Below are 26,100 nucleotides of genomic sequence, written 5' to 3'. Positions count from 1 at the left end.
GTGGCTACTCTAAAAAGCTTCAGCTAAACTAATGTAAAAACCACTTTGGCGTTTCTCGTTTGCTTTTTTCTCACCAACACCATAATCTAAGCGTACGCTTAAACCTTTGGCGGTATCAAAGAAATACCTTCCGCCAAGACCATAATTAGGTTTTAAATCGTCTAAAGATAAATTACCATTAGCGAAAACCTTTCCTCCACCAGCAAAAGCTACAATACCAAATCTATTCATAAAACGATAACGAAGCTCAGCTTGGGCAGCGATTAAATTCTCATCGCGGTAACGACCAGTATAATAACCACGCATCATTTCATCATTACCCAATTGAGGTAGTAAATAAAAAGGAGTTTGTGTGCCTTGTACTGTATGGTACAAACCTTGAACACCTAATACTACTTTTGGTGCCAATGACCAGAAATTTCGAACATTTACTTTTATCTGACTACCAGTAAAATTGCTGCCGCCATAAATATCTGGAGCATATTGATAGGTTATTCTCCCAAAAAAGCCTTTAGTTGGGTAATTGTTAGAATTTCTAGTGTCATAACTTTGAGATACTCCAATATATAATACCGAGCCCCCAGCTCTATCATATACTATTGGTGATGAACTGTAAATGCCTCCAGTAACCTTATCGGTAAAACTGTAATTCTCAAATCCTACAGAAACACCTGTATAAGCATTTTTAATAAATGTTTTTTCCGCATCTAGCTGAATTTTGAATTGTTGTTGTACAAGCTGATCTTCATCGGCTTTAGAAGTATTGTTTCCAAGCCCATAAAAATTGAAAGGCATTTTTTTAAATCTTACTTCACCTATGAAGTGGTATTTATTACCTGGTGTCCAAGCATCACCCTTTAAAGATATATTGTATGTTTTTTTAGTAGAATAAGATGCCGTTCCAGAAAAATTAGAGCTACGGTTAGTGGTATCTTTCCTGTCCATATAAAATGAATAAAGTGCACCTAGGCCAAATTCAAACCCTGTTTCTTGTGCATAACCTAATACAGGAATCGGCATAAAACTAGCTTTCCGAGTAGTGTCTTTCTCATTAGATAGTAACTTTTGAATCAGTTTTTTTTGTGCCCAAAGCGGATTAACCAATAGAATAAGCGATAAGAAGATTAGGATTTTTTTCATCGGTGCAAATGTAAGGTAATTTTTATAGACTGTTTTTTTTGCAATTGCAAATTGCGTTAGGGATTGCAATGAAAATCCTTTTTGCATTCTTCTTGCAAAAAGATTGTAACGCAAAGCCCGCTCGAACGCCCAACTCATTTTCAGTTTTCAATTAGCAGTTGACAAATGAACTATTGAACTTTCGGATTGCATCCTAAATACGTACTTTTGCAACCGAACAATAAAAATATAAAGATGAGTACGACAAGAGGACCGATATCGAAATTTATGGAGACTAACTATCTTCATTTCAACGCTGCGGCAATGATGGATGCAGCTAAAGGTTATGAAACCCATTTAGATGAAGGTGGAAAAATGATGATTACTCTTGCAGGCGCAATGAGTACTGCAGAATTGGGAATTTCTTTAGCAGAGATGATTAGACAAGATAAAGTGTCAATTATTTCATGTACAGGTGCAAACTTAGAGGAAGACATTATGAACCTTGTTGCACATTCACATTATAAACGTGTTCCAAACTACCGTGATTTAAGTCCGCAAGACGAATGGGATTTGTTAGAAAACCACTACAACCGTGTAACTGATACGTGTATTCCAGAAGAAGAGGCTTTCCGTCGTTTGCAAAAACACATTCATAAAATTTGGAAAGATGCAGATACTGCTGGCGAAAGATACTTTCCACACGAGTTTATGTATAAAATGTTGCTAAGTGGCGATTTGGAGCAATACTATGAAATTGATCCTAAAAATTCATGGATGTTGGCTGCGGCTGAAAAGAATTTGCCAATTGTTGTTCCTGGGTGGGAAGATTCTACAATGGGAAATATCTTTGCGTCTTATGTAATGAAAAGTGAATTAAAAGCAACTACCATGAAAAGTGGTATTGAATATATGGGTTGGTTGGCAGATTGGTATATTGCAAACTCAACTGGTAAAGGTATAGGCTTTTTCCAAATAGGTGGGGGTATTGCAGGCGATTTCCCAATTTGCGTAGTGCCAATGTTATATCAAGATATGGAAATGGAAAATATTCCTTTTTGGAGTTATTTCTGCCAAATTTCTGACTCTACAACTTCTTACGGTTCTTACTCTGGTGCAGTACCAAATGAGAAGATAACTTGGGGTAAGTTAGATATTCATACGCCAAAATTCATTGTAGAATCTGATGCAACTATTGTTTGTCCGTTGATTTTTGCATGGATATTGAAGATGTAATTCGTTAGTTAAGGGTTAATAGTCAATGGCCAATGGTCTATAAAGCATTGACCAAATAACTTCCAAATTTTTTTAAAAAAGATAAGCATAAGAAAATCAACAGTTTTTGAAAATTGTTGATTTTTTTAGCGTTAAAGCAGAAAATTGAATAATTTAGAATGATTATAAATTGTATTTCACTGTCATTAATATGTCATTGGTAACTTAATAAATTTTACTTTTGTTCAAATCTTTCTGAGGGGTCTAGGCCATATTATCATCTAGGTTTAAAATTTATTTCAAAAAACAGCATAAAATACTCATTATGAGGAATATCTCATTAATTTTTAAAAGAGCTTGGAAGTCGGCATTCGTTTTTGCAGCTTTCTCTTTTTTAATTGTAACTGGAGCTCAAGCGCAAGATTTAGTAGAGGGTAAAACTTTATTTAAAAGTAAATGTGCTTCTTGTCACGCTCTTGATCATGACGGCACGGGTCCAGCGTTAACTCCGCTTATGACTACCCTTGAGGAGTCGTTTTTAATTCCATGGATTAGAAATAACCAAGCTTTAATTGCTTCTGGAAACGCGCAAGCTATCGAAGCTTCAAAGCTTAAAGCATCAGAAATGACTGCTTTTCCTAATCTAACGGATGATCAAATTAAAAACATCATTGCTTATACTAAGGTTGGTGAGCCTAAGGTTGCAGGCGATCCAAAAAACCCGGGTACGGTAGACGAAGGTGCCTCTGGTCTTTCAATTGCTGGTGTAATTGCAATTATCATTCTTTCAATTATTGTATTGGTTGTTTTGGGCCGTGCAGTAAAAATGTTAGAGCGCTTAATTTTAGAGAAACAAGGCATTGAAGTAGTAGAAGAAGAAAACGTATCACTAGTTGCTGGTGTACGTGGAATGTTTAAAAACAAAAAGTTTGTGTTTTTCTTCGTGTTATGTTTGGTAATGGTACTAGGTTCATTCGGTTGGATGGGCATGTGGGAAACAGGTGTTCACACAGGTTACCAACCAGTACAGCCAATTAAATTCTCTCACGAGCTACACGCTGGTATCAACCAGATTGAATGTCAATATTGCCATACTGGTGCTTTCAAATCAAAAAATTCAACAATTCCTTCTTTAAATGTTTGTATGAACTGCCATAAAAATGTGCAGGCAAGAACAGAGGATGGTTTGATTTCTCCAGAAATTCAAAAAATATACAATGCTTTAGGTTACGATGCTGATAAACAGACATACGATAAAACTAAAGAGAAACCAGTTGAATGGGTTCGTGTACACAACTTGCCAGATTTTGCTTACTTCAACCACTCTCAACACGTAGTAGTTGGTGAAGAAGCTATCCGTAAAGAAAAAGGTTTAAAACCAACTGATCCAGTTTGTTTTGCTTGTCACGGTCCAGTTGATACAATGGAAGAAATTTATCAGTACTCTCCACTTACCATGAAATGGTGTATCAATTGTCACAAAGACGCTGATATTTCAGGTAAGAAAAATGATGCTTTCTATGCGAACATAATCAAGGCGCATGAGAAAATTAAAAAAGGCGAGAAAATTACTCCAGCCATGTTAGGTGGTTTAGAGTGTGGTAAATGCCATTATTAATTAATAAGAGTTTAGTAAGAACGTTCGATAAACAGTAATATAGCTTAAATGGAAAGCAATAAAAAATACTGGAAAGGCTTAGAGGAGTATAAAAACACTCCCGATTTTGTTGAAAACAACAAAAACGAATTTGCAGAGCCACTTCCAATAGAAGATGTTTTAAGTGAAGCAGGATTAAGTACAGTTACCCCACGCCGCGACTTTTTAAAAGCCTTAGGCTTTGGTTTGGGTGCCGTTACTTTGGCTGCTTGTCAAAAAACACCTGTACACAAATCAATTCCTTATTTAATTCGTCCGGAAGAGGTTGTACCAGGTATCCCAAATTATTATGTTTCTACCTTCAAGGGTAATCCTGTATTGGTAAAAACAGTAGTTGGTCGCCCAATTAAAATTGAAGTTAATCCTAATGCAGGTATATTTAGTACAGGTACAGATGCTCAAGCGCAAGCTTCAGTTTTAGATCTGTACGATGTTTCTAAATTGAAAAATCCTTTACTTAAAAAGGAAGAAAAAACATTATGGTCTGATGTTGATGCCTTTGTAAAAGGCGAATTAAACAAGGCGCAAGCTTCAGGTAAAAAGATTCGCATTGTTTCATCTAGCTTAAACAGTCCGTCTGCTAAAGCTGTTGTAACAGATTTTGCGGTTAAATATCCTACTACAAAACATGTGCAATATGATGCAGTATCTTATACAGGTATCATCAAAGCAAATGAAAATAGCTTTGGTAAAGCAGTATTGCCTAAATACAATTTTGATAAAGCAGACCTTATTGTAAGTTTTGCTGCAGATTTCTTAGGTACATGGATTAGCGGTGAAGAATTTACTGCCCAATATGTTTCTAACAGAAATCATAAATCCCTAGAAAAAGGAAAAATGTCTCGCCATTTTCAATTCGAAACTGGAATGAGCTTAACAGGTACAAATGCTGATACTCGTGTTCCGATTAAATTATCTGAAGAAGGACCAGCGCTAATTACCTTATATAATGCAATTACTGGAAACAATTTAGCTGGTGGTGCATTGCCAAATAATGTAACTGCAGACAAAGCATTAAAATTAGTTGCCAAAGAATTAACACAAAATAAAGGAAAATCTTTAGTCGTTTCTGGATCTAATGATGTTTCTACTCAGATTTTAGTAAATGCCATTAACGCTGCTATCGGTAGTTATGGTGCTACAATCGATTTAGATAATCCTTGTAAACGTTATGAAGGTAATGATGCAGAATTTGCTGAGTTACTTAATGAAATGAACAGAGGTGAAGTTGCTGCTGTTTTCTTCTTAAATTCAAATCCAGCTTATGACTCTACAAAGATTGAAGACTTTAAATCAGCTTTAAGTAAAGTTGCTTTGAAAGTTTCTTTCTCAGACAGAGTTGATGAAACTTCAGATTTATGTGATGTTGTTGCCATTACTCCAAATTATTTAGAAGCATGGGGTGATGCAAATACTTACGAAGGTTTCTATTCTATTGTACAACCAACAATTAATCCAGTTTTTAACTCTCGTCAAGCAGAACAAAGTTTATTGATCTGGTCTGATGCTGCTGTTCAGGATTACTATCAATATGTACGTAACAATTGGGAAGCAACAATCTTACCAACCGTAGGTAAAACTTGGAATGATTTATTACAAAGTGGTGTAGTTAATGCAACAGCAAAAACTGCAGGTGCTTATGGCTTTAGTATGTCATTAGATGCTGTAGCTACTTCAATCGCTAATAGCAGCAAAGCTTTAGCCAAAGGAAATGGTACAGATGCTTTAGAATTACATATCTATGAAAGCATTCCAATGCGTGATGGCAAATATGCCAATAATGCATTCTTACAAGAATTACCAGACCCAGTTTCTAAAGTAACTTGGGATAACTACTTAGCCCTTTCGCCAAAACAAGCTGAAAAATCAGGATATAAAGAATTTGATGTAGTAACTGTAAAAGGTGAAAACGGATATTCAATTGATCTTCCAGTATTAATTCAACCAGGTCAAGCAATGGGTACTGCTTCTGTAGCTTTAGGTTATGGCCGTAGTAAAGTTGGTAAAGCCGGTAACAATGTCGGTAAAAATGCTTTTCCTTTTACAAGTTTTAGCAATGGTACTTTAAAATATGGTACTACTGTTAAGATTTCTGGAACAGGAATGAGAGATGAATTGGCGCAGACACAAACACATTATTCATTTGAAGGTAGAAACATCATTCGTGAGGCTACTTTAAAAGATTATTTAAAAGACCCTGCTGCTGGTTCGGGTAACCACCATAAACATAAAGTATACGATTTATGGACTACCGATAAACATGAGAAGTTGGGTAACGACTGGGTAATGGCAATCGACTTAAATGCTTGTACTGGTTGCGGTTCTTGTGTTGTTGCTTGTAATGTAGAAAATAATATTCCAGTTGTAGGTAAAGATGAAGTTCGTAGACGTAGAGAAATGCACTGGTTGCGTATCGATCGTTACTATAGCTTTAACGATGAGAAAACTGGCCATGATGTAACTGAAGAGAAAGAGATTGCCCACATGGAAAATCTTGACAATGTTTCAGTTGTTCACCAACCAATGTTATGTCAGCACTGTGACCACGCACCATGTGAAACAGTTTGTCCGGTATTGGCAACAGTACACTCATCAGATGGTTTAAACCACATGGCTTATAACCGTTGTGTAGGTACACGTTATTGTGCAAACAACTGTCCATACAAAGTTCGTCGTTTCAACTGGTTTAACTACTGGAATGATTCACGTTTCGATAACTATTTGAATAATGAATTTACACAATTGGTATTAAATCCAGATGTTACTACACGTTCTCGTGGGGTAATGGAAAAATGCTCAATGTGTATTCAACGTATCCAAGCTGGTAAATTAACAGCTAAAATGGAGAAACGTGCTTTAAAAGATGGAGATATCAAAATGGCTTGCCAACAAGCTTGTTCAGCTAACGCAATTATCTTTGGTGATAAAAATGATCCAAACTCAGAAGTTGCTAAAGCATTAAAGAGCGAACGTATCTACTATGTTTTAGAGGAGATCAACGTACAACCAGGTATTGGTTACATGACAAAAATTAGAAATATAGATTCAGAAACTAAAGAAGTACACGCTTAAGCTCGTACTTAGCAATATAAATTATGTCAGGACATAACGAATCAATTTTAAGAGAACCATTAATTACCGGTAAAAATATTACGTATGCACAAATTACGGATGATATTTTACTACCGGTAGAAAACAAGCCAAATAGGGCTTGGTGGATTGGCTTTATCATCTCACTTTGTGGTGCTACACTTTGGGTAGTTGCCGTAAGTTATACCTTCTGGTTCGGTATCGGAGCATGGGGCTTAAATAAAACAGTAGGTTGGGCTTGGGATATCACCGGTTTCGTATGGTGGGTAGGTATTGGTCACGCAGGAACATTAATTTCTGCAGTATTATTACTCTTCCGTCAGAACTGGCGTAATTCCATTAACCGTTCTGCAGAGGCGATGACAATTTTCGCCGTTATTTGTGCAGCAACTTATGTAGTATCTCACATGGGTAGACCATGGTTGGCTTATTGGGTATTGCCATTGCCAAACCAATTCGGGTCGCTTTGGGTTAACTTTAACTCACCACTAGTATGGGATATGTTTGCAATCTCAACTTACTTCTCAGTATCATTATTGTTCTGGTATACAGGTTTACTTCCTGATATTGCTACAATTAGAGATAGAGCAGAAGGTATGCGTAAAAAAGTTTATACCGTTCTTTCTTTTGGATGGACTGGTAACGTAAAAACTTGGCAACGTTTTGAGGCTGTATCCTTAATCTTAGCGGGTATTTCAACACCACTGGTACTTTCGGTACACACAATTGTATCAATGGACTTTGCAACTTCGGTAATTCCTGGATGGCATACTACCATTTTCCCTCCATATTTTGTGGCTGGGGCGATTTTCTCAGGCTTTGCAATGGTATTAACTTTATTGCTGGTAGCACGTAAGGTATTGGGTCTTGAAAATTACATCACCATGTTCCACATTGAATCGATGAATAAGATTATCATCTTAACTGGTTCGATTGTAGGTGTGGCTTATTTGACTGAGTTTTTTATCGCTTGGTATTCTGGTTCAGAATATGAGCAATATGCATTCATTAACCGTTCTACTGGACCTTACTGGTGGGCATATTGGATGATGATGACTTGTAACGTTATCTCACCACAGTTGTTATGGTTCAAGAAAATTCGTACCAATATTGCAGCTACTTGGATTTTATCTATCGTGGTAAACATCGGTATGTGGTTTGAACGTTTTGTAATTATCGTTACTTCATTACACCGTGATTACTTACCATCAAGTTGGGCAATGTTCTATCCAACATGGGTTGATGTAAGTGTATTTGTAGGTTCAATTGGATTATTCTTTACCTTGTTCTTATTATTCTTAAGAGTATTGCCATCTATCGCAATAGCAGAGGTTAAATTATTATTGAAGAGTGCGAGTGAGCAAGCAAAATTAGAATTGATCAAAGATGGTCACTTAGATAAAGAACAAGTTGCAGAATATGTAGAGTCTTTAGATAAGTTTGATAGTGTTAAACAAGAAGAATACGCAAAAATATAACAATGAGTAATATCAAATATATTTTAGGCAGTTTCGGCGATCCGGACGAAATGATGCATGGCATCGAAAAGTTGCAGGAAAATAACATCAAAATACATGATGTATATACGCCAATGCCTATTCACGGCATCGAAGCAAAATTAGGAGTTAAAAGGTCTAGGTTAGATATAGCTGCGTTCTTTTTCGGTATTACCGGAACAATGACAATGCTTACTGGAGTTTATTTAGCTACAGTTGTAGATTGGCCTATAAACATTGGTGGTAAAACACACTTTGCCCTACCAGATTTTATTCCAATTACTTTTGAGTTAACCATTCTATTTTGTGCTTTTGGCCTAGTAGGATCATATTATGCATCAACCCACCTGTTTCCGGGTAGAGCACCAAGAGTAATGGATTTAAGAGCAACTAACGATCGTTTCATCATCGCGGTAGATGCAAAAGAAAATACTGAACACACCAAAATTGACGAATTATTAAAAGGTGCAGGTGCTTTAGAAGTAAAGTATAATGAAAGGAAGTACATTAGCTATGAATAAGAATATAGTATACGCTGCATTTACGCTGCTAGTTACTGTGGTAATGCTTTCGGCTTGTAACGATAAAAGAAGTACAGGTTTAGAGTATGCAAGAAATATGTATGATCCAATTGCTTACAATCAGGATCAGCCAAACAAGAATTTTGCAAACGGTGCAACAGCACAAACTCCACCAGCAAATACAGACCCAGTTGGTTTTGTAAAGTTTGAATATGCCAATACAAAAGAAGGATATGAAGCTTCGGCTGCATTAGTTAACCCTTTGGCTTTAACCGAACAAAATTTATTAGAAGGAAAACACTTATTTAAAGTGTTTTGCGCTCCTTGTCACGGTGAGAAAGGAGATGGCCAAGGTCATATCGTAAAATTAGATAAAGGTATTTCTGGAGTACCAGCTTATCACGGTGCAGATGCCGTATCATCACGTGGTGGTGCAATGTCAACTATGCCCGCTGGGAAAATTTATCATACAATTGTGTATGGTTTAAATGCAATGGGATCTCATGCTTCACAACTTACACCAACCGAAAGATGGAAAGTAGTGATGTTTGTTCAAGAATTACAAAAAATAAAATAAGAAAAGCAGATATAAATGGCAACTCATCATTATAATTTAAGTGAACAATTTGAGTTTACAGGAAAAGCTAAAATCCTAAGTATAGTAGGCATCGTTATTGGTGTATTGGCTATAGCTTATGGTTTTTTGACTGATGCACACGAGCGCACATTCGCGAACCTGTTACTTATGGCATATTACTTTGCATGTGTATGTATGTCGGGGGCTTTCTTTCTAGCCGTTCAATACGTAGCTCAGGCTGGTTGGTCTGCATCTATATTACGTGTACCACAAGCAATGGCTAAAACTTTACCAATCGCTGTAATTATTTTATTAGCAGTAATAGGTTTGGGTCTTTATACACACAATTTATATCACCATTGGCATGCAGAAGGATTAACCGATCCTAATTCTCCAAACTATGATAAATTGATTGACGGAAAATCAGCATTTTTGAATGTACCCTTCTTTATGTCTAGACAGGTTATCTTCTTAGCTATTTACAGTTTCTTTGCAGTAAAATTATCTCAATGGTCTGCTCAAGAAGATTTAGTAGGTGGTTTAAACTATTACCGCAAGAGCTTTAAAAATGCTTGTATATTTTTAGTTATTTATGGTTTTACTACACCAATATTTGCTTTTGATACTATCATGTCTTTAGAAGCTCACTGGTTCTCAACTATGTTTGGTTGGTATAACTTTGCTGCAATGTGGGTAAGTAGTTTAGCAACCATTGCTATAATTATTATCTTATTAAGAAAAGCAGGTTACATGAGCTGGGTTAACAATAGTCACCTTCATAACTTAGGGCAGTTTATATTTGGTTTCTCAATTTTCTGGACCTACGTATGGTTTGCTCAATTCTTATTGATCTACTATGCAAACATGTCTGAAGAGACTGTGTATTTCTATAAACGTTTCAATAACTACGAAGCTTGGTTTTACATTAACTTAATACTTAACTTCTTAGCTCCTGTATTACTATTAATGGATCGTGATAGCAAGAGAAGTGAAAATATTTTATTAACAGTATCTATTGTAGTATTATGTGGCCATTGGGTAGATTATTACCAAATGATTATGCCAGGAGTATTTGAATTTGGTACTAAAAGCGGAAGTGGCTTTGGAATTTTAGAAATTGGTACAGCATTAGGGTTTGTAGGCTTATTTACATTTACAGTATTGAGCTCATTGAGTAAAAAACCTTTAATCGCTAAAAACCATCCGTTTTTACAAGAAAGTTTAAATCACCATTTGTAATAGAATAGGTAGGGTTTAAGAGTATATAAATTAATATAAAAGTACATCGTACTACTTTTAAGAAAATGAGTTTAAAAAAATTAATAAGTAATAAAACAATGGCAGCTTTAGCAGTAATTCTTACTGCATTTGCAAGTACAACTGCGTTTGCTCAAGCAGCAGCCGCTGCCGCAACAGCTAAACCGATAGACATGGGGCCGATTTATAAATCGACTTTATTCTATGTATTGTTGTTCTTGTTATTGTGTTTATTTATCGCAATAGTTGGTAAAGCATTAAGAGTTTACGAACTAACTCGTGAAACGCAAGGAAAATCAGAAGGCATTAATTGGGATACCGTAAATGGAGTACTATTTGCAGTATTTTTAGTAGTTGGTTTATATGGTGTTTATTGGGAGTATACAGTTCATGGAGAAATGTTATTGCCAGAAGCTGCTTCAGAACACGGTAAGAAAATTGATGAAATGTTTAATTTAACATTGGTCATTACCACTATTGTATTTGTACTAACCCATATTGTACTATTTGCTTTCGCTTATTTTTACAAAAGCACGGGTAAAAGAAAAGCTTATTATTATCCTCACAACAATGCATTAGAGCGTGTTTGGACAATCATACCTGCATTAGTTTTAACTGTATTGGTACTAATGGGTTTCCTTACTTGGAGATCTATCTTCTATAAAATTGAAGATCCAAAAAATAAACCATTAAGCATTGAAGTTACTTCCTCACAGTTTCAATGGGATGTTCGTTATCCTGGAAAAGATGGTGTTGTAGGTGTTAAGAACTATAAAAAAATTACTGCTTTAAATGCATTAGGAATCGATTTCAATGATAAAAACAGCTTAGATGATCAAGTTGGTGAAGAAATTGTTTTACCAGTAAATAAACCAGTTCGTTTTATTCTAACTAGTAAAGATGTACTGCACAGTTTTTACATGCCTCATTTTAGAGTGCAATTGAATACTGTACCAGGCATGACTTCGTATTTCGAATTTACACCAACAATTACAACAGAAGAAATGAAGGTAAAAACAAATGATCCTTCTTTTAAATATTTATTGCTTTGTGCTAAAATTTGTGGTACCAATCACTACAATATGCAAAAACCTGTTAGGGTAGTTACTCAAGCAGAATATGATGAATGGGTTGTTAAAAACGCAACTTATTTAACTGACGATTTGAGAAAGGTATTTAACTTACCTGTACCTGTAGCACCAGCTGTGCCTGTTAAAGCAGATACTACAGCAAAAGATACCACAGCAAAAACAAATCAAATAGCTTTAAAAAAATAATAATACTGGAGAGCCCTTATTATGTCAACTATATCACTACAAGATACACACCACCACGATAACCATGATGATCACGGTCATGGACATCACCATGAAACGTTCTTAACTAAATACGTATTTAGCCAAGATCACAAAATGATTGCCAAGCAGTTTTTAATAACTGGTATTATTATGGCAGTTATTGCGATGGGATTATCTATTTTATTTAGGTTACAATTGGCTTGGCCAGATAAAAGTTTTCCGCTTTTAGAATCATTTTTAGGTAAATGGGCTGAAGGTGGTAGAATTAAACCAGATTTTTATTTAGCATTAGTTACCATTCACGGTACGATAATGGTGTTCTTTGTACTAACAGCAGGCTTAAGTGGTACTTTTAGTAATTTATTAATCCCATTACAAGTTGGAGCTAGAGATATGGCATCGCCATTCTTAAATATGCTGTCTTATTGGTTCTTCTTCTCTGCTTGTGTAATTATGATGGGTTCATTTTTTATACAAACAGGCCCTGCTAGTGCCGGTTGGACAATCTATCCTCCATTATCAGCTATTCCGAAAGCAATAGATGGTTCTGCAATGGGTATGACAATGTGGTTAATCAGTATGGTATTATTTGTGGCATCCTCATTAATGGGTGGTATCAACTATGTAACTACTGTATTAAACATGCGTACCAAAGGAATGGATCTTTGGAAAATGCCTTTAACTATCTGGGCTTTCTTCTTAACCGCTATCTTAGGTATTTTATCTTTCCCTGTATTAGTTGCCGGTGTTGTATTGTTAATCTTCGACCGTAGTTTTGGAACTAGTTTCTATTTATCAGATATAGTAATGGGAACCCAAGTATTACCTAATGAAGGTGGATCACCAATTTTATGGCAACATTTATTCTGGTTCCTAGGTCACCCAGAGGTATATATTGTAATTATGCCTGCATTGGGTATCTCATCAGAGATTATCTCTGTTAACTCGAGAAAACCAATTTTCGGTTACCATGCAATGATTTATTCATTAATTGGTATTACTACGTTATCATTTATCGTATGGGGTCACCATATGTTTGTAACGGGTATGAATCCATTATTAGGTGGGGTGTTTATGATCACCACCTTAATTATTGCGGTGCCGTCGGCAGTAAAAACTTTTAACTACTTAGCCACATTATGGAGAGGTAATATCAGATTTACTCCAGCAATGTTATTTGCAATTGGTTTAGTTTCATTCTTTATCTCTGGTGGTTTAACCGGTATTTTCTTAGGTAATGCTGCTTTAGATATAAACTTACACGATACTTATTTTGTTGTTGCCCACTTCCACTTGGTAATGGGATCGGCGGCTATATTCGGTATGTTGGCAGGTGTTTACCACTGGTTCCCTAAAATGTTCGGTAGAATGATGAATGCTAAATTAGGATACCTACATTTCTGGTTAACATTTATTTGTGCTTACTTGGTATTCTTCCCTTTACACTTTTTAGGTTTAGATGGTGTACCTCGTCGTTATTATGCATTTACGGAGTTTGAATTCATGAACAAATGGCTAACCGTTAACGTATTTGTAACATGGGCTGCAATTATTGCTGCATTAGCGCAAGTAGCTTTCTTATTCAATTTCTTCTATTCTATATTTAGAGGTAAAAAAGCACCTCAAAACCCTTGGGAAGCTAATACGCTAGAGTGGACTACTCCAGTTGAGCATTTACATGGTAACTGGCCAGGAGAAATTCCAACTGTTTACCGTTGGCCTTATGATTACAGTAAGCCAGGTGCAGAAGAAGACTTTATTCCACAAACTGTTCCGTTCTCTCAAACGATGAGTTCTAACCTGCCTCATGATTTTGAAGGAAATACTGAAGCTGAAGAAATTCAAAAAGACTGGGATGCTAAAAACAAACCAGCAACTGAAGAAGCAGAATAGACTAGTTCGCTAGTTTAAAAATATGAAATAAGGTATCTGCGGAAGTGAATAAACTTGCAACAGGTACCTTATTTTTTTAATCTACTACACACCCATGATTGCTAAATCTGAAAATAGATTTATAAGATTAAATTTCATTACCATTGTTGTAACACTTTTGGTCATTTTGGCTGGAGGTATTGTTCGCAGCACTGGTTCTGGTATGGGTTGTCCGGATTGGCCTAAGTGTTTTGATCAATATATTCCGCCAACACACGTATCTCAATTACCAGCAGACTATAAGGATAAGTATGTAGCTAGCAGATTAAAGAAAAACGAGAAATTTGCGAAATACTTAGAGAGTATGGGCAAGAAAGAATTGGCCGATAGTATTAGACATGATCAATCAATTACTGTACCTGAAGAATTCAATCCTGCAAAAACTTGGACCGAATATATCAACCGGTTAACAGGTGTTGCTTTAGGTATATTTTTAATCATAACGGCAATATACTCTTTTACCTACCGTAAAACAGCTAAAAGAATTGTGGTACTAAGTGTTTTGAATATTCTTGTTGTTGGTTATCAAGGTTGGTTAGGTTCAATCGTTGTATCAACTAATTTAACACAATGGGTAGTTACTGTACACATGTTATTGGCTTTGGTTATATTAGGAGTTTTAATATATACTTACAACTATGCAAGAATGTTGCATAAGGAAAGAAGCGTAATTATGTACCGTATTTTATGGTTAAAAGGTTTTTTGGCTTTCACGATCATCATTTCTATAATTCAAGTTATTTTGGGAACCGAGGTTAGAGAAAGTATAGACACAATCTCAAAGTCTCTAAATTTCGCCGATAGAAATACTTGGGTAAGTAAAGTTGGGTCAATTTTTTCCTACCATAGAGATTTAGCGATTTTAGTAGCTGTTTGTAATTTTATAGTTTATAAAATGGTAATTGATCGTTTTAGCGGAAAAGCTTGGCCATTGCAGACAGCTAATTACATTATGATAGCCTTAATAGTGCAAATTGCGACTGGACTTTTACTTTCTTATCTTTCGTTACCTCCTTATGCGCAAGCATTACATATTTTATTTGCAACCATACTATTTAGCTTACAATATTATTTGTTCTTGTTAGTTTACCGTACCGCAACTTATAAACCTAATTAACCGATTTAAATTGAAACAGTTTTTTTCAGACTTCTCGAAATTAATCAAATTCAGACTTACCTTTTTGGTGGTGTTTTCTGCGTCGGTTACTTTTTTAATTGGCTCTAAAATTCAAATTGACAGAGGCATAGCACCTGGTATCAATTGGACCAATTGGTTAATTTTAATTGTTGGTGGGTTTTTGGTTACTGCTGCTGCAAACTGTTTCAATGAAATTATCGAAAAAGACTTAGACAAATTAATGGATAGGACAAAAGATCGTCCAATGCCTGCTGGAAGGATGACTACTGGTCAAGGTTTGGTTCTGGGGTTAATTATGGGAATTGCAGGGACTTGGCTTTTAGGGAAATTGAATTTAGAAACAGGATTGATTTCTGTATTCTCTATTTTGCTTTATGCTTTTGCCTATACACCTTTAAAACAAAAATCTCCAATTGCTGTATTTGTAGGTGCTATACCTGGTGCTTTGCCTCCTCTTATAGGTTATATAGCTGCTATCGGTGGCCAGTCTGAAATAGGATATGTACCAGTAGATTATTTAATAGCCATCATCTTATTCTTAGTTCAGTTTGTTTGGCAATTCCCTCATTTTTGGGCAATTGCTTGGGTACTAGATGATGATTATAAAAAAGCAGGTTTTAGGTTATTGCCAACTAAAAAAAGAGATAAAACAAGTGCCATATTTACTTTCGTAAGTACTTTAATTTTGATACCAGTAAGCTTATTGCCGACAATTTTAGGATTTGGTGGTTTTTATATTGCCGGGGTATCTGTTATTGCTGGATTATTGTTTAGTTATTATGCTTACCAATTAATGGTAAAAATGGATTTACAAAGTGCAAGAAAAGTGATGTTCTGTTCTTTCTTTTACATCCCTTTGGTACAGCTGGTTTTATTATTTGATTTAATTGTTTAACAGTATTAAAATGGTGCATACATTGCCACAACAAGATTTAAATTTTAATGCCAAACCTAAAAAGTTTGTAGTTTGGCTATTTATTGTCTCTTCAACCATTATGTTTGGTGGATGGACAAGTTATTATATCGTTTTTGCTGCTTCTAAAGGGAAAGGACATGGCTTAGTTTTGCCGGATGTTTTTACTTACAGCACAGCGGTTCTTTTACTAAGTAGCGTTTTCCTTTATCTTTCATCAAGAGCTTTAAGGAATAACGATAAAAAGCTACAACAGTTATTCTTATGGTTAACTATGGGATTGGGATTAGTTTTTGGCTATCTACAATTTCAGGGATGGACTAGCCTGTACAATAGCGGAGCGGTTTTAATCAATAATAATGCGGCAATATCAATGATTTACATTGTATCTGGATTTCACTTGATACACATTTTTGTAGGGATTTGCTTTATCTTAAATGCACTAGTAGGCTCTTATAAAGAGATTCCATTAGAGAAAGCTACTTACCGCCAAGATATTACCTCAATTTTTTGGCATTTTATAGATATATTATGGATATATCTGTATGTTTTTTTACTTTTGAACAGTTAGATTTTTTAACAAACTATTATACTATTACTAAATGGATTCATTATCGAAATTAGACCAAGTTAAAACTACTCCATGGGCCGGTGGCCGTTCACCATGGTCGGTAGAATACGGTAAAATAATGATGTGGTTTTTCTTACTATCGGATGCCTTTACATTCTCGTCATTATTGGTTTATTATGGTGCGCAACGTTTTACTAAGTTTACTTGGCCTTCGCCAGATTTGGTTTTCCAATCTATACCAGGTATAACCGATACAGGTGCTCCACTTGTATTTGTGGGTATCATGACTTTTATTTTAATTATGAGTTCTGTAACTATGGTTTTAGCCGTAGAAGCAGGACATAGAAGAGCTAAGAAAGAAGTAATCTGGTGGATGGTTGCTACGATTATTGGAGGTTTAATGTTCTTAGGCTGTCAAGCTATTGAGTGGACACACTTACACCATGAAGGCTTCTGGTGGGGTACTATTCCTACTGCCGAAGAATTAAAACATTTCTTTAATGGGCCTGTGTCTACAGTTGCAGCACAACAATTTGCAAACCTTTTCTTCACAATTACTGGTTTCCACGGTTTCCACGTATTTAGTGGTGTGGTTATCAATATCATCATTTTATGTATGACAATTAACGGAACTTTCGAGAAACGTGGTCATTATTTAATGGTAGAAAAAGTTGGTCTTTATTGGCACTTTGTAGATTTAGTTTGGGTGTTCGTATTTACATTCTTCTATTTAGTTTAATTTTAATCCTTAAATAAAATATTATGTCACAACATATAGATACACACGAAGAACATACGCATGATGATCATGCAGGAATGTCAAAAGGTAAAATTTGGAAAGTATTTTTTATCCTATTGTTCATCACTGTAATAGAATTTATCATTGCATTGTGGATTAAACCAGCTGGTTACTTTGGTGATCATGCAATTTTAATAGGTAATACACTTTATATTGCTTTAACTTTATTAAAAGCTTTTTATATTGTAGCTTATTTTATGCACTTGAAATTTGAGAAATTGGGTTTGCAGTTAGCACTTTCAGTTTCCTTTATATTTATTATATATTTCATTGTTTTAATGTTAATAGAGGGCGGTTATATCCATGACCATATGCCACAACTCTAACAAACGGATGAAATATAATCCTATAAAAAAGATATTAATCCTGGTAACCATTTTAGCGGTACCGGGATTTTTATATTATTTACTTCAGGAAAAGGGCAAAAATAGATACAAACCTTTGGCAATTTATGGTGAGAAAAAGGTGGCTAATACTTTTCATAGCGTTAGAGGGAAACAAATTCCAGATACCATTTATCATGAAATAGCAGATTTTAAGTTGCTTAATCAGAAAGCTGATACTGTTACTTGGAAAAGTTATAAGGATAGGGTTGTTTTACTTAATCTATTTTACACGAGTGGTAAAAACTACGGGGTCGACTTTGCAAATAAAGCGATGGGTGGTTTTAGCAAGCTATATGAGAAAAATAAAATGATGCATTTTATCAGCCTAAGTATAGACCCAAGTAATGATAACACTGCAATATTAGCTGGTTATGCTAAAAAATTAGATGCGAATCCTTCAAAGTGGGATTTGTTAACAGGAGATAGTTTTCAAGTAGCTACCCTTATTAAAAACGGGTTATTGCTTGATGCCTTGAAGACTGTACATAAAGAGGAAATTAGCTTTACCTATAGTAATATGTTTGTGCTGATAGATACACATCATAGAATAAGGGGTTATTATGAAGCAACAAATCAAGAGGCACTATCTAAATTAGATGATGAAATAAAAGTGCTAATTGCAGAAGAGCTTAGGAATATGAGAGATGGGCGATAGTCAATCGCCAATGAATAATTGATAAGGAAGTTAAGTTTAATAAATACAATGAATACATCAGTTGAACAAAAATATAATAAGTGGATTATCACCCTGTCTATCGCTATACCTTTAGTTGTGGCCTTACTTTTTGGTGTTAATTTGAGAAAGTTGGGGTATGATGTACAGCCCTTATCTTTTTTGCCCCCAATTTATGCCACTATTAACGGTATAACGGCAGTGGTGTTGGTTATTGCGGTAATGGCAATTAAAAATGGCAAAAGAAAACTGCATGAAAATTTAATGAAATTAGCTATTTTGCTTTCTGTATTGTTTTTGGGAATGTATGTAGCTTACCACATGACATCTAATTCTACTAAATTTGGTGGAGAAGGAGCAATTAGATATATCTACTATTTTATTTTAATAACACACATTTCCTTATCCGTTATTATTATTCCCTTTGTTTTGGTTACTTATGTGAGGGCACTAGCGGAACGCTTTGATAAGCATAAAAAAATCGCCAAAATTACTTTTCCAATGTGGTTATACGTTGCAGTTACAGGTGTAATTGTTTATCTAATGATTTCTCCTTATTACGTATAGGTTAATTTAATACCATTTTTTTGTGACATTTGCTTTACGCGATATTGTTTAAATAGCTATCTTAGGGTCAAATAAATTTGACGAAAGTGGTGGATATTAAAACAGGTAGAGATTTATTTGAGCTAATTAGTGATAGCCATGTTAGGGCTTTTACGCAATTCTACAATCAATTTTTTAAGAAACTACTACTAGCTACGGATAAATATGTGAAAGACATTCATGTAGCAGAAGAAATTGTTCAAGACGTTTTTTTAAAGATTTGGGAGAATCCCGAAAACTTGGAGAAAATAATTTCTATTAAATCTTACCTCTACCGTTCGGTGATCAATGCAGGTATAAATCATGTCAATAGACAAAAAAACATTGATGAACACCATCAAAAAATAGCTTTAAATTTTACAGACGAATATTTGATTGAGTTGGATGAAGAAAATGAATTAATAGTTCTATTGCACCAAGAAATTGAGAAATTACCACCCCAATGTAAGAAGATATTTAAATTAAATAGATTTGAGCATCTAAAATATAAAGAGATAGCCATTGCTTTAGAAATTTCGGAGAGAACAGTAGAAAATCACATCGCCAATGCACTGAAAATTCTTAAAAAGGCATTGTTAGATAATAAATCTGTTAAAAAATCTTCTTCTGGATATAAATTGATAATTTCTCTATATCTTTTTTAATTTTTTTTAAAACAAACTAGGGGTTTTCTTGTTTCCGATTGTCATAGCATGTAACCTAAACAAATTATATGCTCCAAAATTCTGAATCCCTGATATTAATTACCAGGCATTTGAATAATACTAATGATTTGGATTGTAAACTATTAGTTGACAAATTCAGATCTGAATCTTCTGACAATGAAAAATATTTTTTAGAGATAGAAAGAATTTGGCAACTTTCCTCATCTGCCGGCATACTCGAAGGTATTGATGAAAAGCAATCTGTTCATAAAATCAAATTGGCTTTAGGTCAACATTCAACAAAGAATAATTCTTGGTGGAAAGGCATTGCCGCATCGCTATTGGTGCTTGCTTTGGGCTATTGGATATACAATCAAACTACCAAAGTTAATTTCTTAACCAAAACAACAGCCCAATTTCAAGTAGATTCTGTAAAATTAGCAGATGGATCTGTAATTATTCTTGCAGAAAATAGTGAATTAATATATCCAGATAAATTTGGCTCATCAAGAGAAATATCACTGGTTAAGGGCCAAGCATTTTTTAAAATAGCCAAAGACCCTAAACACCCATTTAAAGTTTTGATGAATAAATCTAATGTTATTGTATTAGGTACCTCATTTAATATTAAGATGACTGAAACCAAAATAGACTTAGGAGTAATTACTGGGAAGGTGTTTTTTACACCCTATAGTAACGGTACAACTGCTATTCTTACCGCTGGTCAAGCATTATCTTATGATGTGATGAAGAAAGAATTTTTGACTGAAACTGCTCAAAATTCAGACTCTTGGCTAACGAAAGAATTGATATTTGTTGATACCCCTTTAGAAGATGTTTGTAAGCAACTTACGGAATACTACGGTACCGAAATCAAACTAGAAAGCAATAATAAAAACAATAAAAAGCTAAACGCAATATTTAAAGATCAAAATTTAGATCAAGTCCTCGAAATATTGAATGAAACCTATAATATAAAAATCAATAAAGAAAACAACCAAATCAATTTAATAACCCCCTAAACACAACAATTATTTAAAAAACCAAACTATGGAGAAAAACTTCTACAAGAGAAAATCAGGAATAAGCTTGTGCCGAGTAGCATTGCTTATCTGTGCCATCTTTTGGGCTTCTTTAGCAAATGCTGATGTTCAGCAAGGAAAAGCGAAGCCCGAAAGGTTAGACAATTATTTAAAGAAAATGGAGCAGACTTACAAAATAAGTTTTGTGTATGATGCTTCTGAAATTAGCAAGACACTAATTCTAGATGTTCCTGAAAAAATGGGGACAGTCAAAGAATCTTTAGACCAACTTAAGCAAAAAAATATTGGTTACAGACAAGTTGGTAGCCAAGTAATCTTAAAAGTTCAGGCGGCATTAGGCACTCCGGAAATTAAAAGAGATGTGGTGGTTAAGGGAGTTGTAAAAGACAAATCAGATGGGAAACCAGTTCCTGGTGTGAGTGTATTTGTTAAAGGCACTTCAATAATTGCTTCTACAAATGATAAAGGTGAGTATCAGATTTCTGCTCCTGATGCAACAAGCGTCTTGGTGTTTAGATATATGGGCTACAAGACTATTGAAGCAACAGTTGGGAGTAGAACCACTATTAATATTGATCTAGAAGAAGATGCCAATCAATTAAAAGAAGTCAATATCGTATCTACAGGCTATCAAAATCTAGATAGGAAGTTATTTACAGGTTCAACTACAAAAATTAGCGCTAAAGATTCTGAAAGAAGTGGGGTGCCTGATATTTCTCGTATGTTAGAAGGGCAGGCGGCAGGTGTTTCTGTTCAAAATGTTTCAGGTACGTTTGGAGCAGCTCCGAAAATACGTGTTCGCGGTGCCACTTCGTTATCTGGGGATAATAAACCTTTATGGGTTGTAGATGGAATTATCTTAGAGGATGTGGTAAACATTTCTAATGAAGCGCTCTCTACTGGTGATGCCAATACATTAATTGGTTCATCTGTAGCAGGTATTAACCCAGATGACGTGGAGTCTTTTACTATTTTGAAAGACGCAGCAGCAACAGCGATGTATGGAGCTCGTGCGATGAATGGTGTAGTAGTAGTAACCACAAAAAAAGGTAGAAATACAGAGGGAAAAGCTACTATCAATTATTCAGGTACTTTCACCACATACTTGAAACCCACATATGATAATTTTGATATCATGAATTCTTCTGAGCAGATGTCTGTATTATTGGAGATGCAAAACAAAGGTTATTATTCACACAGCTCATTAGCAAATTCATCTAATGGTGGTGTATTTAATAAGATGTATAACCAAATGTATAACTATGACCAAGCTACAGACAGTTATGCTTTAAAGAATAACTCGAGTAGCCAACTTAATTTCTTAACAAGATATGCACAAGCCAATACTGACTGGTTTGATACATTGTTCAAGAATTCGTTATTACAAGAGCACTCACTTAGTGTGAGCAGCGGTACAGCAAAAGTTCAAAATTATTTCTCTACAAGTTACACTCACGACAGTGGACAAACCATAGGTGATAACGTTAAGCGTTTTACTGCTAATTTGAGAACTAATTTTAAACTTAGTGAGAAATTAAGCGCTGAGTTATTAGCAAATGCCTCAATCCGTGATCAAAAATCTCCTGGTACATTAACCCGTCAGTCAGATCCAGTGTATGGTAGATATTCTAGAGATTTTGATATTAATCCATATTCTTATGCATTAAATACAAGTCGTGTATTAACACCTTATAACGAAGATGGAAGCTTGGAGTTCTTTACTCGCAGTTATGCTCCATTCAATATTTTGAGTGAATTGGATAATAATTATCTGACATTAAAAATGCTAGATATCAAAGTGCAGGGCGGAATCAAATACAAGATTCTTCCTAAATTAACTTATTCATTTGATGGCGCTTACAGATATGCACGTTCAGAAAGGCAGCATTATATTTTAGATAACTCTAACATGGCAAATGCTTTCAGAGCCAATCAAAATCCAGCAGTAAATGATAACAATATCCTTCTATATCCTGATCCAGCATTTCCGAATGACCCATCGGTTGTGGTATTACCAGAAGGTGGTTTCTTCAATACAACAAATAACAACATCTTAAACTATTACTTGAGAAACAACTTAGAATTTGATTCTACATTCGGTACTGATCACAGATTAAATGTTTTCGCATCATATGAAATGCGTTACACAGATCGTCAAAATTCAGATTTTGAAGGCGTTGGGTACCAATATAATAATGGTGGCTTGGTAAATCCAAATTATAGATATTTTAAGAAAACCATTGAGGGGGGCGATCCATACTTTGGTATGGGCTTAGGCTACGACAGGTTTTTAGCAATGATGGCGAGAGCTGCTTATTCTTATAAGGATAGATATAGCATTAATGCAACTGTTCGTAATGATGGTTCTAACCTAATGGGTAAATCAAAAGTTGCTCGTTGGTTGCCAACTTGGAATGTTTCAGGTGCTTGGGATATTGATCAAGAGAAATTCTTTGAAAGTGTTAAACCTATCCTTTCAGGCGCTAGAATTAGAGGTACTTATGGTTTGGTAGCTAGCTTAGGTTCAGCTACAAATTCATCAGCAGTTTTCTATAACCGTGTTACCTATAGGCCTTACGAAAATGAAAAAGAATCCCAGATCTATACTAACAGTTTGGAAAACTCAGAATTAACCTGGGAAAAACTATATGAGGTGAACATTGGTACAGATTTAACCTTTTTCGATAATAAAGTAAATGTAACATTCGATTATTATAAAAGAAATATTTTTGATTTGATTGGTTCAATTAGAACATCAGGTATAGGCGGTCAGTTTATTAAATCTGCCAATTATGGAGAGATGAAGGCCCATGGATATGAGCTGACTATTGCTGGTAATCCGATTAAAACTGCTAGTGGTTTCAAATGGAGAACACAATTTAACTTTGGTGTAAACAAAAATAAAGTGACACGTTTAGACGTAGATCAAAATATCTGGACTTTAGTAAGAGCTGAAGGGGCAGCTAAACAAGGCTATGCACAAAGGGGGTTATTCTCTATTAAATTTGATGGCTTAAATCCTCAATATGGTTATCCAACATTTGTAGGCATCAACGGAGTTAGAAATGAAACAAACATCAGTTTACAAGACACTAACGTAGGAAGTTTAGTCTATCATGGCCCAGTAGACCCAACATTTACAGGAGGTTTCTGGAACCAGTTTAGTTACAAAAACTTTACGCTATCTACATTGTTCACTTTTTCTGCAGGAAACTATGTTAGGTTACAACCCACAGTTAGTGCAACATACGATGATATGACTTCTATGTCGAGAGATGTGCTAAACAGATGGATTAAGCCTGGTGATGAGCAATTCACTACTATACCATCTATTTTGGATAGATATACTGCCGCTGCAGCGGTATTGAGACCAAATGGTACAGTAACTGATGCAAGATATCCTTACAATGCCTATAACTACTCTACTGAAAGAGTAGCTAAAGGTGATTTTGTTCGTTTAAAAAATGTAAGCCTTGCTTATGCTTTACCTGCAAAATGGACTTCTAAAGTGGGTGTAGGAAATGCACAAATCTCCTTAGTAGGAAATAATGTAGCTCTACTGTATTCAGACGATAAATTAAATGGAGCCGATCCAGAATTCTTTAATAATGGTGGTGTAGCCATGCCAGTTCCTAGACAATATACACTTTCGTTAAAAGTTGGATTTTAAAAAATTGAAATATGAAATTTAATAATAAATATATATTCGCATTACTCGGGGCAGCTCTTTTATTCGGCTCTTGCAAGAAATATTTGGATCAGAGTCCAGATATGCGGGCGGAAATCAACACAGTTGATAAAGTAGCCCAATTACTAGTGTCTGCTTACCCTAAAAATAATTATCTTGCCATGGCCGAAACTTATTCGGATAACGTGGTTGATAAAGGTTTTGGTGTTGGGCATGTTAGTGAGCCATTTCCAACCTTATACAAGTGGGGCGATGTTCCAGAAACAGGTAATAACACACCAACAGAGTATTGGAATGCATGCTACGCTGCAATTAACAATGCTAACCAAGCATTAGAGGCCATTGCAAAAAACAATTTTGGCTCAGAGATTAATCCTTATAAGGGCGAAGCTTTAGTAGCTAGAGCTTATGCTCATTTTATGTTGGTAACATTCTTTGCTAAAGAATATAGTGTTGGTGCGGCAAATGATGCTCCAGGTATTCCTTACATTACTGCCCCAGAAACTACTACATTGCCTCAATATACCAGAGGGACTGTAGCTTCTGTTTATGAGCTGATCCAGAAAGACTTAGAAGAAGGTCTCCCTTTATTATCAAGTGGTACATGGAAAGTGCCGAAATATCACTTTACTCCGGCAGCTGCAAATGCTTTTGCTTCTCGTTTCTATTTATTTAAAGGAGACTGGGATAAAGTTATTGCTCATGCCAATTTAGTTGTGCCTAATGGAAGCTATGTGAATAACCAAAGACCATGGAACACTACACTTGCAAATTATACGACAGCAGAGTTTATAGCAGAAGTTACAAAGGCAGATAAGAACTATAATATTTTATTGCAAGAAACTTATTCTACTTATCAAAGAAGCAATGTAGGTGGTACTACTCGCTACGGATTTGGAACGACTATTTTTTCAACTATTTATAACGGAGTTACTGTAACGGGAGCTAGATTTTTAAATAAAGGATTAAGATGGTCTGATAACAATTACACAAGTTATACTTTAAATGAGTATTTTTATTATACCAACGCCGCAGCAGGTATCGGATTTCCTTATATCATGCAACCATTATTTTTAGCTGAGGAAGGTTTAATGAACCGTGCTGAAGCGTATATCCAAAAAGGTAATTTTGCAGCAGGAATGGATGATTTAAATACTTTTGCTTCAGCCCGTATTGCAGGTTATAATTCAACCAATCATGCAGTTACCTTAGATAAAGCAAAAGCCTTTTTTAATGTAGTCGATGATAAAGATGCCTTATTGAAAACCCTACTGCAGTTTAAACAAATTGGTTGGATGTGCGAAGGAATGCGTTGGTTAGATATTGTAAGACATCATTTGCCTGTTAGACATAACTTTTTGGCGACAGATGGGACAGAAACTTTTGAAACCTTGTCTCCTACAGATAATAGAAGGATGTTCCAGATCCCTAAAGAGGCACAAATTGCTGGAGTAGCCTTAAACCCTAGATAATTTTG

At 35.2% G+C, this 26,100-nt stretch carries 21 protein-coding genes; 20 read left to right on the top strand and 1 reads right to left on the bottom strand.

All coding sequences use genetic code 11. From position 1 onward, the window contains the following. Window positions 1-9: 9 nt before the first annotated feature. Window positions 10-1,140: a BamA/TamA family outer membrane protein gene (locus tag FA048_RS01155; RefSeq protein WP_136838170.1), complete on the bottom strand. Its 1,131-nt coding sequence runs from the start codon at window positions 1,138-1,140 to the stop codon at window positions 10-12. A gap of 234 nt (window positions 1,141-1,374) precedes the next feature. Between FA048_RS01155 and FA048_RS01150 the strand changes: the two genes are divergently transcribed. The 20 genes from FA048_RS01150 (at window position 1,375) to FA048_RS01055 (ending at window position 26,095) form a co-directional block, all read left to right on the top strand. Next, the gene (locus FA048_RS01150; protein WP_136838169.1) at window positions 1,375-2,355 is read left to right on the top strand and encodes a deoxyhypusine synthase family protein; all 981 of its coding nucleotides are present in this window, start codon (window positions 1,375-1,377) and stop codon (window positions 2,353-2,355) included. Between the two features lie 304 nt (window positions 2,356-2,659). After that, window positions 2,660-3,952, top strand: coding sequence for a c-type cytochrome (locus FA048_RS01145; RefSeq protein WP_136838168.1), 1,293 nt, complete (start codon window positions 2,660-2,662; stop codon window positions 3,950-3,952). 48 nt (window positions 3,953-4,000) lie between these two features. Then, on the top strand, window positions 4,001-7,063 hold the full coding sequence (locus tag FA048_RS01140) for a TAT-variant-translocated molybdopterin oxidoreductase (RefSeq protein ID WP_136838167.1): 3,063 nt from the start codon (window positions 4,001-4,003) through the stop codon (window positions 7,061-7,063). Window positions 7,064-7,086: 23 nt separating this feature from the next. Continuing rightward, complete coding sequence (gene nrfD, locus FA048_RS01135) at window positions 7,087-8,559, top strand: NrfD/PsrC family molybdoenzyme membrane anchor subunit (protein WP_136838166.1); 1,473 nt, start codon at window positions 7,087-7,089, stop codon at window positions 8,557-8,559. 2 nt (window positions 8,560-8,561) lie between these two features. Further along, window positions 8,562-9,098, top strand: a complete 537-nt coding sequence (locus FA048_RS01130) for a DUF3341 domain-containing protein (protein WP_136838165.1) — start codon at window positions 8,562-8,564, stop codon at window positions 9,096-9,098. Then, complete coding sequence (locus tag FA048_RS01125) at window positions 9,070-9,675, top strand: c-type cytochrome (RefSeq protein ID WP_136838164.1); 606 nt, start codon at window positions 9,070-9,072, stop codon at window positions 9,673-9,675. Before FA048_RS01130 ends, FA048_RS01125 begins: the two co-directional genes overlap by 29 nt. A gap of 15 nt (window positions 9,676-9,690) precedes the next feature. Further along, entirely contained in the window at window positions 9,691-10,914 is a 1,224-nt protein-coding gene (locus tag FA048_RS01120) for a quinol:cytochrome C oxidoreductase (RefSeq protein ID WP_136838163.1), read from the top strand. 65 nt (window positions 10,915-10,979) lie between these two features. Continuing rightward, entirely contained in the window at window positions 10,980-12,209 is a 1,230-nt protein-coding gene (locus FA048_RS01115; protein WP_136838162.1) for a cytochrome c oxidase subunit II, read from the top strand. 21 nt (window positions 12,210-12,230) lie between these two features. Then, complete coding sequence (locus FA048_RS01110; protein ID WP_205943406.1) at window positions 12,231-14,123, top strand: cytochrome c oxidase subunit I; 1,893 nt, start codon at window positions 12,231-12,233, stop codon at window positions 14,121-14,123. A gap of 94 nt (window positions 14,124-14,217) precedes the next feature. After that, on the top strand, window positions 14,218-15,279 hold the full coding sequence (locus FA048_RS01105; protein WP_136838161.1) for a COX15/CtaA family protein: 1,062 nt from the start codon (window positions 14,218-14,220) through the stop codon (window positions 15,277-15,279). A gap of 10 nt (window positions 15,280-15,289) precedes the next feature. Beyond that, window positions 15,290-16,195, top strand: a complete 906-nt coding sequence (gene cyoE, locus FA048_RS01100) for a heme o synthase (RefSeq protein WP_136838160.1) — start codon at window positions 15,290-15,292, stop codon at window positions 16,193-16,195. 10 nt (window positions 16,196-16,205) lie between these two features. Further along, a complete protein-coding gene (locus FA048_RS01095; protein ID WP_136838159.1) occupies window positions 16,206-16,784 on the top strand; it encodes a cytochrome c oxidase subunit 3 in 579 nt (192 codons plus the stop codon). A 31-nt stretch (window positions 16,785-16,815) separates the two neighbouring features. Further along, on the top strand, window positions 16,816-17,523 hold the full coding sequence (locus FA048_RS01090) for a cytochrome c oxidase subunit 3 (RefSeq protein ID WP_136838158.1): 708 nt from the start codon (window positions 16,816-16,818) through the stop codon (window positions 17,521-17,523). A gap of 23 nt (window positions 17,524-17,546) precedes the next feature. Continuing rightward, on the top strand, window positions 17,547-17,909 hold the full coding sequence (locus FA048_RS01085) for a cytochrome C oxidase subunit IV family protein (RefSeq protein WP_136838157.1): 363 nt from the start codon (window positions 17,547-17,549) through the stop codon (window positions 17,907-17,909). 7 nt (window positions 17,910-17,916) lie between these two features. Next, a complete protein-coding gene (locus tag FA048_RS01080; protein WP_136838156.1) occupies window positions 17,917-18,624 on the top strand; it encodes an SCO family protein in 708 nt (235 codons plus the stop codon). A gap of 48 nt (window positions 18,625-18,672) precedes the next feature. Continuing rightward, entirely contained in the window at window positions 18,673-19,209 is a 537-nt protein-coding gene (locus tag FA048_RS01075) for a DUF420 domain-containing protein (protein ID WP_136838155.1), read from the top strand. 86 nt (window positions 19,210-19,295) lie between these two features. After that, window positions 19,296-19,892, top strand: coding sequence for an RNA polymerase sigma-70 factor (locus FA048_RS01070; protein ID WP_225872444.1), 597 nt, complete (start codon window positions 19,296-19,298; stop codon window positions 19,890-19,892). Between the two features lie 68 nt (window positions 19,893-19,960). After that, the gene (locus FA048_RS01065; RefSeq protein WP_136838153.1) at window positions 19,961-20,914 is read left to right on the top strand and encodes a FecR family protein; all 954 of its coding nucleotides are present in this window, start codon (window positions 19,961-19,963) and stop codon (window positions 20,912-20,914) included. 28 nt (window positions 20,915-20,942) lie between these two features. Then, entirely contained in the window at window positions 20,943-24,605 is a 3,663-nt protein-coding gene (locus tag FA048_RS01060) for a SusC/RagA family TonB-linked outer membrane protein (protein ID WP_136838152.1), read from the top strand. A gap of 11 nt (window positions 24,606-24,616) precedes the next feature. After that, on the top strand, window positions 24,617-26,095 hold the full coding sequence (locus FA048_RS01055) for a RagB/SusD family nutrient uptake outer membrane protein (protein ID WP_136838151.1): 1,479 nt from the start codon (window positions 24,617-24,619) through the stop codon (window positions 26,093-26,095). Window positions 26,096-26,100: the final 5 nt, after the last annotated feature.

The sequence above is a fragment of the Pedobacter polaris genome, from assembly GCF_005116505.1.
GTDB classification, from domain to species: domain Bacteria; phylum Bacteroidota; class Bacteroidia; order Sphingobacteriales; family Sphingobacteriaceae; genus Pedobacter; species Pedobacter polaris.
The sequence above is the reverse complement of the archived record's forward strand: the minus strand, read 5'-3'. Positions and strand labels throughout refer to the sequence as shown.